The 14590-nt window shown below is 60.2% G+C and carries 10 protein-coding genes; 5 read left to right on the forward strand and 5 right to left on the reverse strand.

What is annotated here, in order from left to right; translation table 11 throughout:
* Position 1 precedes the first annotated feature (1 nt).
* On the forward strand, positions 2-3646 hold the full coding sequence (locus IHQ43_RS20395; protein WP_192561897.1) for a transporter substrate-binding domain-containing protein: 3645 nt from the start codon (positions 2-4) through the stop codon (positions 3644-3646).
* A gap of 49 nt (positions 3647-3695) precedes the next feature.
* Entirely contained in the window at positions 3696-6638 is a 2943-nt protein-coding gene (locus IHQ43_RS20400; protein WP_192561898.1) for an HD domain-containing phosphohydrolase, read from the forward strand.
* Here IHQ43_RS20400 and IHQ43_RS20405 read toward each other — a convergent pair whose 3' ends face one another.
* Both IHQ43_RS20405 and IHQ43_RS20410 read right to left on the reverse strand, forming a co-directional pair.
* Positions 6639-7121 carry a GAF domain-containing protein gene (locus IHQ43_RS20405; RefSeq protein WP_192561899.1) on the reverse strand — a complete coding sequence of 161 codons (483 nt, stop codon included), beginning with the start codon at positions 7119-7121 and terminating at the stop codon, positions 6639-6641. It abuts the gene before it with no gap.
* Complete coding sequence (locus tag IHQ43_RS20410; RefSeq protein ID WP_192561900.1) at positions 7118-8008, reverse strand: ATP-binding protein; 891 nt, start codon at positions 8006-8008, stop codon at positions 7118-7120. The genes IHQ43_RS20405 and IHQ43_RS20410 overlap by 4 nt, the downstream gene beginning before the upstream one ends.
* Positions 8009-8174: 166 nt before the next feature.
* On the opposite strand from IHQ43_RS20410, the gene IHQ43_RS20415 reads away from it, so the two are divergent.
* On the forward strand, positions 8175-10496 hold the full coding sequence (locus IHQ43_RS20415) for a hybrid sensor histidine kinase/response regulator (RefSeq protein ID WP_192561901.1): 2322 nt from the start codon (positions 8175-8177) through the stop codon (positions 10494-10496).
* On the opposite strand, the gene IHQ43_RS20420 is transcribed toward IHQ43_RS20415, so the two are convergent.
* The 3 genes from IHQ43_RS20420 to msrB all read right to left on the reverse strand — a co-directional run bounded on the left by IHQ43_RS20420 (position 10480) and on the right by msrB (position 11921).
* Positions 10480-10941 (reverse strand): MarR family winged helix-turn-helix transcriptional regulator, encoded by a 462-nt coding sequence (locus IHQ43_RS20420; protein WP_192561902.1) that lies wholly within the window; start codon positions 10939-10941, stop codon positions 10480-10482. The genes IHQ43_RS20415 and IHQ43_RS20420 overlap by 17 nt on opposite strands.
* Positions 10938-11423, reverse strand: a complete 486-nt coding sequence (locus IHQ43_RS20425; RefSeq protein WP_192561903.1) for a glutathione peroxidase — start codon at positions 11421-11423, stop codon at positions 10938-10940. Before IHQ43_RS20425 ends, IHQ43_RS20420 begins: the two co-directional genes overlap by 4 nt.
* Before the next feature lie 102 nt (positions 11424-11525).
* Complete coding sequence (msrB, locus tag IHQ43_RS20430; protein WP_192561904.1) at positions 11526-11921, reverse strand: peptide-methionine (R)-S-oxide reductase MsrB; 396 nt, start codon at positions 11919-11921, stop codon at positions 11526-11528.
* A 225-nt stretch (positions 11922-12146) separates the two neighbouring features.
* Here msrB and IHQ43_RS20435 point away from each other — a divergent pair, with 225 nt between their 5' ends.
* Positions 12147-13358 (forward strand): pyridoxal phosphate-dependent aminotransferase, encoded by a 1212-nt coding sequence (locus IHQ43_RS20435; RefSeq protein ID WP_007955711.1) that lies wholly within the window; start codon positions 12147-12149, stop codon positions 13356-13358.
* Positions 13359-13661: 303 nt separating this feature from the next.
* Positions 13662-14549 (forward strand): protease HtpX, encoded by an 888-nt coding sequence (gene htpX / locus IHQ43_RS20440; protein ID WP_007955710.1) that lies wholly within the window; start codon positions 13662-13664, stop codon positions 14547-14549.
* Positions 14550-14590: the final 41 nt, after the last annotated feature.

Below are 14590 nucleotides of genomic sequence, written 5' to 3' on the forward strand. Positions count from 1 at the left end.
CATGCCCAGCTGTTTAGTGAGTCTTCTGATTGCATTGAGTGCATGCCTGGGTTTCTGCGCCTCTGCAACAGCCGCATCACCCACCTCGCAAGATTTCACCCTGCTCGGTCGTTCAAACGAACCGGCGGTGCAGGCCTTGTTCGATCCATCGCAAGTGGCGTGGCTGCACACGCGCAATGCGTTGATTCTGGGGACTTCCGCTCCAGACTATCCACCTTTCGACATGACGGCCAGCGGACAAGACTACGAAGGTTTCACGGCGGATTACGCAGTCCTGGTTGGTCAGGCGACCGGTCTGCCGATCAGGGTCAAACGCTTTGCCTCGCGGGAGGCCGCCATCCGGGCATTGATCGACGGCCACATCGACATGCTCGGCACCGCCAACGGATTCGAAGCAGAAAACGCCGATATCGTACTGTCCAGGCCTTACGCCATCGATCAACCGGTCCTTGTGACACGCGAGGGCGAAACCCGCACGCTGACCGAAGGTCTGGCGGGCCTGCGGCTGAGCATGCTGTATCACTACTTGCCGCTGGATGATGTCAAGGCAATGTATCCCAAAGCTCTCATCACCTCTTATCCGTCCTACCAGAACGCAATCAATGCAGTAGCGTTCGATCAGGCGGACGTGTTTCTCGGCGACACCATTTCCACCCACTACATGATCAACAAGGGTTACCTGAACAACATCCGCATGGCCAGTTTCGGCAAGCATGAGGCCCACGGCTTCAGTTTCGCCGTACATCGCAACAATCCACAGCTGCTCGCCATCATCAACACTGCGCTCGAGGCCGTGCCGGGCAGCGAGCGCGAAAATATCGCCAAACGCTGGAGCGTGGGCAGCGACAGACTTCTGACCGACCAGAAGCTGCAATTGACCCAACGTGAAGAGCAGTGGCTGAAAAAACATCCGGTAGTGAGCGTTGTAGTCAACGAGGCTTTCGCCCCACTGACGTTTTTTGACAGTGATGGCAACTTTCGCGGCATCAGCGCCGACTTGCTGGAACTCATCCGTCTGCGCACCGGACTGCGCTTCGAAATTCGCCGCAGCCGCAGTGACGCCGAAATGATCAAGCAGGTCCAACACCACCAGGCTGACCTGATCGCAGCCTTGCTGCCTACTGCCCAACGCGAGGAAACCCTGAAGTTCAGTCGTCCCTATCTGGAAAACTCATACGTACTGTTGACCCGAAAGGCCGCCGACAGCCCTACTCACCTGGGTCAACTCAAACGCAAGCGTCTGGCGATTGCTCAGGGCAATCCGATGATCGAATACCTGCGCAGCGAGTTCCCGCGCATTCAATTGATCGAAACGCCGGATACCTTCAGTGCAGTGGCGCTGCTCGACGAAGGTCAGGTCGAGGGCGCAGTGAACTCGCTGGTCATCGCAAACTACTTCATTGCCTCACGAATATTCGAACATCCCCTGCAGATCACCACCACCATCGGCACCCGTCAGGCGGCTTTTTCTCTGGCGACTGCCCGGGAAAACACGGAGTTGAGCTCGATCATCGACAAGACGCTGATGAGCATCACGCCCGAAGAACTGGGCATCATCAATGGTCGCTGGCGGGGCTACTCAAACATTTCGCAAGGTACCTGGCATCAATACCAGCGTTTCTTCTATCAGTTGATCGGCGGCGCCTGTCTGCTGTTGCTGCTGTCGTTGCTCTGGAATGCCTACATGCGCCGCCAGATCAAACAGCGCAAATCGGCCGAACGGGCCTTGAACGATCAACTGGAATTCATGGGGTCACTGGTCAACGGCACGCCCCACCCCATCTACGTGCGCGACCGACAGGGCCTCCTGCAAAGCTGCAACGACAGTTACCTCCAGGCCTTCAATGCCCGGCGCGAAGACGTCATCGGCAAAAGCGTGATACAGGGTGCATTGAACAATGCTTTCGAGGCCCAGACATATCAGGCCGACTATCAACGAGTGGTGGCGGAGGGCAAACCGCTCGTTCTCGACCGGCCGTTGCATATCGGCAACCGACGACTGACGATCTATCACTGGATTCTGCCCTACCGAGACTCCAGTGGTGATGTCCGGGGGATCATCGGCGGCTGGATCGACATCAGTGAACGCCGCGAGCTGCTCGATGAACTGCGCGCGGCCAAGGAACGGGCCGACGATGCCAACCGGGCCAAGAGTACTTTTCTGGCAACCATGAGTCACGAGATCCGCACGCCGATGAACGCCGTGATTGGCATGCTCGAGTTGACGCTCAAGCGCATGGATCAGGCTCATCCGGATCGCTCCGGCATCGAAACGGCCTACCATTCGGCCAAGGACCTGCTGGGTCTGATCGGCGACATACTGGACATTGCACGCATCGAATCCGGACGACTGAGCCTTAATCCCGAGCGAATCAACCTGATCGATACCGTGGGTTCGGTGGTCCGGATCTTCGAAGGCCTCGCCCGGCAGAAACAGCTTTCACTGACAGTGTCCGTCTCTCCACCTGAACTGAATGTCGATGTGCACCTCGACCCACTGCGTTTCAAGCAGGTGCTGTCGAACCTGATCAGCAATGCGATCAAGTTCACCGAAGCAGGACAGATCAGAATCACGCTGGATGTTCTTCCCACAGATGATCCCGAAGGCTCGATGGTGCAACTGACCGTACAGGACAGCGGCATCGGGATCACGACGCAGGATCAGTTGCGGTTGTTCGAACCTTTTGCCCAGGCCGGCAACGACGGGCAACGAACCGTCAGCGGCGCAGGACTGGGGCTGGTCATCAGCCGCAACCTGTGCGAAATGATGGGTGGCCAACTGCGGCTGAGCAGCCTGCCCGGAATCGGCACCCAGGTCCGGGTATCGCTGCCGGTGGCCATCCTGCCTGCGCAAGTGGCAAGAGCTGAAGACGAGCCACAGATTCAGGCATCCCTCATCCCGCTGATGGTTCTGGTGGTCGATGACCATCCGGCCAATCGGCTGCTGATGTGCCAGCAGCTGGAATACCTCGGCCATCGTTTCTGTATCGCCGAAGATGGCCTGCGCGGACTCGAACAATGGAAGAACGGCGAATTCGATCTGGTCATCGCCGATTGCAACATGCCTGTCATGAACGGTTACGAGCTGACCCGCGCGATTCGTCAGCACGAAAAGCTGACCCGCCGCCCGGCTTGCACGGTGCTGGGTTTCACCGCCAATGCCCAACCGGAAGAGATCCTGCGATGCAAACAGGCGGGCATGAACGAATGCCTGTTCAAACCCCTGAGCCTCAACAGCCTGAGCCAATGGGTCAACAGTGTTCAGCCGCTGTTCCGCGCGCCGGCGTTCAACCTGCAGGGACTGACGCTTTTGACCGGAGGCAATCCCTCCCAGACCCACCGACTGCTGGCAGAACTGCTCAACAGCAGTCGCCTTGACCGGCAGGAATTGCAGGCCCTGTCCCTCACCCGGGATCCTCCCGCGCTGGCCGTCATCGCACACAAGATCAAAGGTGCCGCACGCATTGCCCAGGCCCCGCGCCTGATCGACTGTTGCGATGCGCTTGAACAGGCTTGCCTGCAAGCACTGCCGGAGGATGAGATCGAACGTCGCTGCCAGGCCAGTCGCCTCGCCATCCTGGAACTGGAACAGGCACTGGAGCAGCAATTGGCCCGGATCGCCAAAAGCAAAGTGAGCGGGGCTTAACTATGCTTGGAGGCTGAGCAGTGTGCTTAACCTACACGGAGAGTCTGCAATGCCCAGCCCACTGCGCCCGGAACAACGGCGGTTTCCGCTGCACGTGCACATCAGCGTCATGTTCACCTTTCTGCTGTTGCTCACCGGGGTGGTGCTGGGTCTGTTCAACTACCACCAGACCACACACATCATTCTGTCGAGCAGCGAAAAACTGTTCAGTCGCATCGAACAGGATGTGCGTCTGGACCTGCAGGCCACTTATGTTCCGATCCGGCATTTGCTAAGCCTGCTGGCGGAGTCTCCCGCCGCGCGATCCTCCAGCCTCGAATCGCGCATGGGGCTGCTCAAGCCGTTCAGTCAGTCCCTGACGGACAATCCGGATCTAGCCTCGCTCTACCTGGGATATGGCAACGGCGATTTCTTCATGGTCCGGCCCTTGCGCACGTCGGCGTTGAAAACCCTGCTCAAGGCGCCGGACGCGGCGGCGTTTCAAGTCTGGAGCATCGAACATGACGCCAGCGGTCTGGCGCATTCAGAGTCACTGTTTTTTGACCAGACGCTTGCCCCGGTCGGCCGACAGGACGTCCCCGCCGACCCTTATGATCCGCGCAGCCGGGCCTGGTACATCAATGCACGACAACAGACCGAGCAGATCACTACCGAACCTTACGTTTTTTTCTCCACCCACAATGTAGGCACCACACTGGCCCGCCGCAGTGGCGAGGAGGCCGTGATCGGGGCCGACCTGACGCTCGACGCGCTGTCCGCAACCCTGGTTAAACACGTTGTGACGCCGGCCACGGAAATCGTCCTCTTCGATGCCGACGGCAACGCCGTGGCTTATCCCGACAGCCGCCGGCTGATTGTTGATGAACGCACGGCGCGTCTGGCCAAGGCTGCAGATTTGAGCCCCGCCCTGCGTGCCTTGTTGTCCGGCCACCAAGGCAATCGGCTCGCGGTGGATGGCCGGCAATGGATCGTCGCACGCAGCCAGTTGCAGGAAGGCGGGCCGAAAGGTTTACAGATGGCTTTATTGGTGCCCGAAGACGAACTGCTGGTCGATGCCTATCGCCTGCGCTGGCAAGGAGCACTCATCACACTGGCCACCTTGCTGCTATGTCTGCCGCTGGGGTGGCTGATCTCGCGGATTCTGGTCAAGCCCCTGCATGCGCTGGTCAAGGAAGCCGATGCGATCCGCAGCTTCGACTTCAACTTTCCCGTGGCCCGCCGATCGCTCGTACTGGAGATTGACCAGTTGAGTCTGTCGATGGCTCGTATGAAGGACACACTGGCCAGCTTCTTTCGCATCACTGACAGCCTGACCGCTGAAACCCGCATCGAACCGCTGCTGCAACGGGTACTGTTCGAGACGGTGCAGATCGCCCAGGCCCAGGCGGGTCTGATTTATCTGCGTGAAAACGATGGCAATCGCATGGAGCCCTACGGCCTGGTCGTCGCAGACACGTCTCAACCGTTGGCGGCATTCGATCTGCAAAGCCGCAGCCTTGACGCGTCGCAAAGCCCCGAATGGTTTCGGCAACTGGCGAACGCCGACACGGTCGTGAGCAATCTGGGTTTCGAACAGGCCACCGACCTGCAGAAAGTGCTGCTGGCCATGGAGTCGCCGAGGGTTCACCTGATCGGAATCCGTCTGCATAACCGACACAACGAGACAGTCGGCCTGCTGTTGCTGCTGATCAATGACAGCGGCACGGCGGGTGATCTGGAAAAGCTCCGGCCCGACCGCATCGCCTTCCTGCAAGCGGTGTCCGGGGCAGCAGCGGTTAGTATCGAGAGCCAGCGCCTGCAAGCCCGGCAGAAGCAATTGCTGGACGCGTTCATTCAACTGCTGGCCGGCGCCATCGATGCCAAGAGCCCCTACACCGGCGGGCATTGCCAGCGCGTGCCGGAATTGGCCCTGATGCTCGCCCGTGCCGCAGCAGCCAGCCAGGCAGAGGCTTTCAGTGATTATCAGCCGAACGAGGACGAATGGGAGGCCCTGCACATCGCCGCGTGGCTGCACGATTGCGGCAAAGTCACTACCCCGGAATACGTGGTCGACAAAGCCACCAAACTGGAAACCCTGAATGACCGACTTCACGAAATCCGCACCCGCTTCGAGGTACTCAAGCGCGACGCCTGGATCAGCTACTGGCAAGCCATCGCCATGGGCGGTGAAGAGCAGCAACTGGCCGACTTGCGCGACGTGACGCTGACAGCGCTGGATGATGATTTTGCGTTCGTCGCCCGCTGCAATCTGGGCAGTGAAGCCATGGCCGAGGCTGATCTGCAACGACTGCAAGGCATCGCCCAACGCACCTGGACGCGCACGCTGGATGATCGACTGGGTCTGTCCTGGGAAGAGAACCGACGTCAGGCACGTACTTCGGCACCGACTCTGCCCGTCAGCGAACCACTGCTGGCGGACAAGCCCGAGCATCTGCTGGAACGTGCCGAAGGCGAGCTGATCCCGGAGGACAATCCGTGGGGCTTCAAACTCGATGTGCCGCCCTACAAATACAATCGCGGCGAGCTGTACAACCTGAGCATCCCCCGGGGCACCCTGACCCGCGAGGAACGCTACATCATCAACCATCACATGGTGCAGACAATCCTGATGCTCAGTCACCTGCCCTTCCCCGGGCATCTGACCAACGTGGCGGAAATCGCCGGCGGGCATCACGAAAAAATGGATGGCACCGGTTATCCCAAGCGCCTGAAACGCGAAGACATGAGCCTGCCGGCGCGCATGATGGCGATTGCCGATATTTTCGAAGCCCTGACCGCCGCCGACCGCCCGTACAAAAAGGCCAAGTCCCTCAGTGAGGCACTTGGGATCATGGCCACCATGTGCCGCGATGCGCACATCGATGCCGAGTTGTTCGAGCTGTTCATCCGCGATGGCGTGTATCTGGAGTACGCCACACGGTTTCTCGATCCACGGCAGATCGATGCCGTGGACCCGCCGGCCCTGTTGCTCAAGGCAGGTCTGACGGCGTGATCAGCAGTCGGTCAGGCGCAGGAAGATTGCCGCCAGTTGCTCGATCCCGGCCTGATCGTCCACACCGAAACGCGCGAGTTTCGGGCTGTCGAGGTCAAGCACGCCGATCAGACGACCGTCCTTGACCAGCGGCACCACCAGCTCGCTGTTCGACGCGCTGTCGCAAGCGATATGGCCCGGAAACGCGTGAACGTCTTCGACTCGTTGCGTCTGCAGGCTGGCGGCCGCGGCGCCGCATACACCGCGACCGAACGGAATGCGCACACAGGCGATCTGGCCCTGGAACGGGCCGAGCACCAGTTCTTCGTTGCGATTGAGGTAGAAACCGGCCCAGTTCAGGTCATCGAGCTGGTTGAACAGGAACGCCGAAAACTGCGCGGCATTGGCGATGAAATCGCGCTCGTCCGCCAGCAGCGATTCCAGTTGCGCGGCCAACATGCCATAGCCTTCGAGGCCCTGGCCGCTCTGTTGCAAATCAATCATGCCTTGTGCTCCAACAATTTCAGTCCCACCCAGTAACGGGCGAATTGGTACGCGCAACGTCCGTTGCGGTTGCCACGGCCGGTTGCCCAGCGCACGGCGAGAATGTCCAGTTGTTCGTCACGCTGCCAGCTCAAACCGGCCTTGGCGGCCAACTGGCCGATCCAGTGTTCGACGACGTTGAGAAAATGTTCCTGGGTAAACGGATAGAACGACAGCCACAGGCCGAAGCGATCCGACAGCGCGATCTTGTCTTCCACCGCTTCGCTCGGATGCAGTTCACCATCAACGCGCTTCCAGTTTTCGTTGTCGCTTTCCTTTTCCGGCACCAGATGGCGACGGTTGGAGGTGGCGTACAGCAACACGTTGTCCGGCGCCTGTTCGAGCGAGCCGTCCAGCACGCTTTTCAGCACGCGGTAGTCGCCTTCGCCGGATTCGAACGACAGGTCGTCGCAAAACAGCACAAAACGCTGTGGCAGCTTGGCGATCTGCTCCACCACCCGTGGCAGGTCCGCCAGGTGATCGCGCTCGATTTCGATCAGACGCAAACCGGCCTTGGCATGCTCTGCCAGCAGCGCACGCACCAGCGACGATTTACCGGTGCCACGCGAACCCCACAGCAGCGCATGGTTGGCCGGCATGCCGTCGAGGAACTGCTGGGTATTGCGACCCAGTTGCTCCAATTGCCGATCAACGCCGATCAAATCCGACAGGCGCATGTCGAGGCTGACTTCCAGCGGCAGCAAATAACCGCTGCGGCCGTCACGCTGCCAGCGTGCGGCAAGGCAGGTGCCCCAGTCGATGACCGGGCGTGGAGCCGGCAGCAGTGGTTCGATCCGCGCCAGAACCGACTCGGCGCGCTCAAGAAAAGCATTCAATCGGGAATCCACGTCTTCTCCTCGGGCTCGTTCACAGTGATGATGGCGGTGCAGCGACGACAGACAGCGTTCGAAACCTGTCCCGGCCCTTGTTACAAGGCGCTTCGGGAACCCCGGAATCCGTGCATGATCGACTATGCTTGAGCAGCGAAGGGAAACGGAAGTGGTTCAACACCCCATGGATATCAAATTCACCCACCGGCTGTCGTACAAACAGGCCCGGCTTACCGTGCTGGTCGGGTTCATTCTGGGCACGCTGCTCAGCCTGCTGCAAATCGGCATCGATTATGCCAGTGAAGACGCGTCCATCAACCGTGAAATCCTGTCTTTGCTGGAAATCAGCCACAACCCGGCCTCGCGCATCGCCTACAACATCGATGCCGAACTGGCCCAGGAACTGACCCTGGGCCTGCTGCGGTCGCCGGCAATCATCTCCGCGAAATTGACCGACAACAACGCCATGGTGCTGGCCAGCGTCAAGCGGCCGGAGCTGCAAAGCGGTTACCGAGTGATCAGCGACTTTCTGTTCGGCGCCAAACGCCAGTTCGAGGACCGCCTCTATCTCGATCACTTGCCCAACGAATCCCTCGGCACCCTGAGCCTGGAGGTCGACACCTTTGCGTTTGGCAGCCGCTTCCTGCGCCGGGCGGAAGTCACGCTGCTCAACGGGTTTGCCCGCAGCCTGATTCTCACCGGGATCCTGCTCGCGCTGTTCTACGTGATGCTGACCAAACCCCTTGTAAGAGTGATCCGTGAACTCAGCGGCCGCGACCCACGCAGCGCCGAACCGACCACCCTGGAATGTCCGGGCGGGCACGCCAATGACGAGATTGGCGTACTGGTCAAGGTTGCCAATCAGCAGTTCGAGAACATCGCCACGGAAATCCAGCAGCGGCGCAATGCGGAAAACCGCCTCACCGACTACCTCGCACAACTTGAAGACATCGTGTCGGCGCGTACCGCCGAGCTCAAGGCGATCAACGCGCGACTCAGCCAGTCCAACCAGGAACTGGAAGTGGCCCGCAGCACGGCACTGGACATGGCCGAAGCGCGTTCGGCCTTCCTCGCCAACATGAGCCACGAAATCCGCACCCCGCTCAACGGCCTGCTGGGGATGATCGCACTATCGCTCGACGGCCCGCTGAACGCCGAACAACAGCAACAACTGTCGATCGCCCACGACTCGGGCAAAGTGCTGGTGGAATTGCTCAACGATATTCTCGACCTGTCGAAATTCGATGCCGGGCAACTTGAGCTCGAACACATTCCCTTCGATCTGGGTTCGCTGGTCGAAGACACCGCCAACCTGCTGTCGCAGAACGCGGCGCCGAGCGTAGAGCTGACCTGTCTGATCGATCCGTACTTTCCGGCGCTGGTGCTCGGCGATCCGACCCGGGTCAGGCAGATCGTCAGCAACCTGTTGTCCAATGCCCTGAAATTCACCCGCTTCGGTCGGGTCGATGTGCGCTTGTCCACCTGGAAGGACGGCGTCCGGATCGAAGTCTGCGACACCGGCATCGGCATCGCCCAGGAAGCGCAGGTGAAAATTTTCCAGCCGTTCACCCAGGCGGGTGCCGGCATCACCCGCCAGTTCGGCGGCACCGGGCTCGGCCTGGCATTGACCTACAACCTGTGCGAAGCCATGCAGGGGCGCCTGACGATCAGTTCCGAAGTGGGTTTCGGCAGTCAGTTCTGTGCCGAACTGCCACTGCCCTGTCACACCCGCGCGGTGATTCCGCCACCATTGCACGGCAAGGTCCTGGCGATCACCACAGCGGTCAGCGGGCTGGCGGAATTGCTGGAAAGTCTGCTGCCGGTCTGGGGGCTGACCTACGAACAGCGAACCCTCGACGACCCGCTGCTCGGCCTGTCCCCGGAAGTCATCATCACCGATTGCCCCGAATGCCTGTTCGGACTGCGCCCGACGATGACGGCACCGATTCTGCTGGTCACCGCCTATGGCAGCTTCTTGCCGGGTGAAGAAGCCGCAGCCCTCGCCCCGCTGCAACAGCAGGCTCGGCCACTGGCTCGCAACGCTTTGTATCAGAATTTACGCAGGACACTGTTGCCGGACCTCACCACCCTCGACCGGGCACGCCTCGAGAGCGTGCCGTCGTTAAGGCGCGGGCGGGTGCTACTGGTGGAAGACAACCCGGTCAACCAGTTGGTGGCCAAGGGCATGCTGGGGAAACTCGGCTGCGATGTGGTAGTCGCCGCCCATGGGGTGGAAGCGCTGGATCAGCTGGAACACGACGAATTCGATCTGGTGCTGATGGACTGCAACATGCCGGTGATGGACGGCTATGAAGCCAGCCGCCAGATCCGCCAGAGCGGACGCTGGCCGCATTTGCCGATCGTCGCCCTCACCGCCAACGCGATGTCCGAGGAACGCGAACGCTGCCGGGCAGCGGGCATGAGCGACTACCTGGCCAAGCCGTTCCGTCGTGAAGAGCTGGCGGCGCTGCTGGACCAGTGGATTCCGACTACGACAGTGCTTTGATCTGCCCCAGCAAGTGATCGAGACCGTCACGCAAGTCATTGAGCCGGTCCAGGTCCACCCCGCTTTCGCACAACAGCCGCGCCTTCAACGGCCCGACCTGTTCACGCAGCGCCTGCCCTTGCGGGGTGAGGCTCAGATGAACCTCGCGCTCGTCACGGGCCGAGCGCTGGCGCTGGACCAGTTGAAGCTGCTCCAGACGTTTGAGCAGCGGCGTCAACGTGCCGGAATCCAGCGCCAGACGCTCACCCAGCGCCTTGACTGTCGGTTGCTCCGGCACGGCTTGCTGCCATTCCCACAACACCAGCATCGCCAGGTATTGCGGGTAGGTCAGGCCGAGCTGGTCTAGCATCGGCTTGTAGCCACGGATCACCGCCCGCGATGCGGCATACAACTTGAAGCACAGCTGACTGTCGAGCTTCAGCGAATCGGCGGGCAGGCTGTTCATTTGAGCAGGGCTTCGATCTCGTGGCTCAGATCCTGCGGCTTGGTGGCCGGGGCGAAGCGCTTGACCAACTGGCCATCCTTGCCGATCAGGAACTTGGTGAAGTTCCACTTGATGCCTTGAGAGCCCAGTACCCCCGGCGCGCGTTTCTTCAACTGCACGAACAGCGGATGCGCGCCGTTACCGTTGACTTCGATCTTCTTGAACAGCGGGAAACTGACGCCGTAGTTCAGCTCGCAGAACTCGCTGATCGCCCCCTCGTTGCCCGGTTCCTGCTTGCCGAACTGATTGCACGGGAAACCCAGCACCACCAGGCCCTGATCCTTGTAGGTCTGCCACAGTTCCTCAAGGCCTTTGTACTGCGGCGTGAAACCGCATTTGCTGGCGGTATTGACCACCAGCACTGCCTTGCCGGCGAAATCGGCGAGGGTCTTCTGCTCGCCCTTGATGGTGGTGCACGGGATGTTCAGCAGGTTATCGCTCATGGTGCGCACTCTTGAAAAATGGATAAGCGGCAAAAATAGCGAGCAATTGAATTGTGTGCAATTTAATTATTCGAAAGGCGACCCGTGGATCGCCCGTAACGGTTACTCGCGCGGCACCAGGTCCAGGCATACCGAATTGATGCAGTAACGCAGGCCGGTCGGCGGCGGGCCGTCGGGGAATACGTGGCCCAGGTGCGCGTCGCATTTGGCGCATTTCACTTCGGTGCGGATCATGCCGTGGCTGGTGTCACGGATTTCGGTCATGGCGTTGTCACCGATCGGCGCGTAAAAACTCGGCCAGCCGCAACCGGAGTCGAATTTGGTCCTGGAGTCGAACAGCGGCTCAGCGCAGCAGATGCAGTGGTAGACGCCATCAGTCTTGGTGGCGTTGTACTTACCGGAGAATGGTCGCTCGGTGGCGCTCAGGCGGCACACGTTGAACTGCTCGGGGTCGAGCATTGCACGCCATTCTTCCAGGGTCTTTTCAATCTTTTCCATCATCACACCTCAGCGGCTGAAAAAGCCCGATCTGTACCTTTTCCACGGATCGGGCGGCACGTATGATTGCGCCTCGTCACACGCCAGTCTGGCAGCGGGTTCCTGCGCATTCAAACGGATTGTTGGAAAACGCCGCTCGAGACACTTGCCTGTGTGAAGACGCAGGATTCCCAGCACGGTTGTCCACCCGCCGCCTGGATCGTTCATTTTCGGGATCACATCGCCATGCAGTTCAGCAAATCGAACAAGCTCGCCAACGTCTGCTACGACATTCGCGGCCCGGTGCTCAAGCACGCCAAACGCCTGGAAGAGGAAGGCCATCGCATCCTCAAGCTGAACATCGGCAACCCGGCGCCTTTTGGTTTCGAAGCGCCGGACGAAATTCTCCAGGATGTGATCCGCAACCTGCCGACCGCCCAGGGCTACAGCGATTCCAAAGGCCTGTTCAGCGCGCGCAAGGCGGTGATGCAGTACTACCAGCAGAAGCAGGTCGAAGGTGTCGGCATCGAAGACATCTACCTGGGCAACGGCGTGTCCGAGCTGATCGTGATGTCGCTGCAGGCGCTGCTCAACAACGGCGACGAGGTGCTGGTGCCGGCGCCGGACTACCCGCTGTGGACCGCAGCCGTGAGCCTGGCCGGCGGTAACGCGGTGCATTACCTGTGCGACGAGGGCGCGGACTGGTTCCCGGACCTGGCCGACATCAAGGCCAAGATCACCCCGAACACCAAGGCAATGGTGATCATCAACCCGAACAATCCGACCGGTGCGGTGTATTCGAAAGAAGTGCTGCTGGGCATGCTGGAACTGGCCCGTCAGCACAACCTGGTGGTGTTTTCCGACGAAATCTACGACAAGATCCTCTATGACGACGCCGTGCACATCTGCACCGCATCCCTGGCCCCGGATCTGCTGTGCCTGACCTTCAACGGTCTGTCCAAGTCGTATCGCGTGGCCGGTTTCCGTTCCGGCTGGATCGCCATTTCCGGGCCGAAACACAACGCTCACAGCTACATCGAAGGCATCGACATGCTGGCCAACATGCGCCTGTGCGCCAACGTGCCGAGCCAGCATGCGATCCAGACCGCACTCGGCGGCTATCAGAGCATCAACGACCTGGTGCTGCCGCAAGGTCGCCTGCTGGAACAGCGCAACCGTACCTGGGAATTGCTCAACGACATTCCCGGCGTGAGCTGCGTGAAGCCGATGGGCGCGCTGTACGCGTTCCCGAAGATCGACCCGAAAGTCTGCCCGATCCACAACGACGAGAAATTCGTGCTCGACCTGCTGCTCTCCGAGAAGCTGCTGGTGGTGCAAGGCACGGCGTTCAACTGGCCGTGGCCTGACCACTTCCGTGTGGTCACCCTGCCACGGGTCGATGACCTGGACATGGCCATCGGTCGTATCGGCAACTTCCTCAAGTCCTACCGCCAGTAACCGGCGCTCAGTGCGCAACGGCCCGAACGTTGCGCACTGTCTGATTCAGCAACACTTCTGCTCCGCCCCTCCTCCAGCACCTTCTACACTTGCGACTCATACGAATCATGCGCGCCTGACGCAATGAGACCGGGTGGCTCGTGCCTGTCATCCATACCGGATTCGGCAGTGGGAAATGTCCCATACCCTGCGAATCCGGTGTAGGACACAGTTTGAAATAGTCACTCGGTTGAATCGCCAGGTGCCGCACCTTATATACCCCGCAGTACGCTACATCTTTAGCTTGAGGAGATTTCTACAACCATGATGCGCATCCTGCTGTTTTTGGCCACTAACCTGGCGGTCGTGCTGATAGCCAGCATCACCCTGAGCCTTTTCGGCTTCAACGGGTTCATGGCGGCCAACGGGGTTGATCTCAACCTCAGTCAGCTGCTGGTTTTCTGTGCAGTCTTTGGTTTCGCCGGTTCCCTGTTCTCGCTGTTCATCTCCAAGTGGATGGCGAAGATGAGCACCAGCACCCAGATCATCACCCAGCCACGCACTCGCCACGAGCAATGGCTGCTGCAGACCGTCGAGCAACTGTCCCGGGAAGCCGGAATCAAGATGCCCGAAGTGGGGATTTTCCCGGCCTATGAAGCCAACGCCTTCGCCACCGGCTGGAACAAGAACGACGCACTGGTCGCGGTCAGTCAGGGTTTGCTCGAACGCTTCAAGGAAGATGAAGTGCGGGCCGTGCTGGCCCACGAGATCGGTCACGTGGCCAACGGCGACATGGTCACCCTGGCGTTGATCCAGGGCGTGGTGAACACCTTCGTGATGTTCTTCGCGCGGATCATCGGCAACTTCGTCGACAAGGTGATCTTCAAGAACGAAGAAGGCCAGGGCATGGCCTACTACATCGCGACCATCTTCGCCGAGCTGGTGCTGGGCATTCTGGCCAGCGCGATCGTGATGTGGTTCTCGCGTAAACGCGAGTTCCGTGCCGACGATGCGGGTGCCCGCCTGGCCGGTACGGGCGCGATGATCAACGCCTTGCAACGCCTGCGCGCCGAACAGGGCCTGCCGGTGCACATGCCGGACACCCTGAACGCCTTCGGTATCAACGGTGGCATCAAACAAGGGTTCGCCCGCATGTTCATGAGCCATCCGCCACTGGAAGAACGTATCGACGCACTGCGTCGTCGCGGCTGATCAGCCCGGCTACAAACAAAAGGCCCGCAGTGATGCGGGCC

It is taken from the genome of Pseudomonas gozinkensis, from assembly GCF_014863585.1.
Taxonomy (GTDB): domain Bacteria; phylum Pseudomonadota; class Gammaproteobacteria; order Pseudomonadales; family Pseudomonadaceae; genus Aquipseudomonas; species Aquipseudomonas gozinkensis.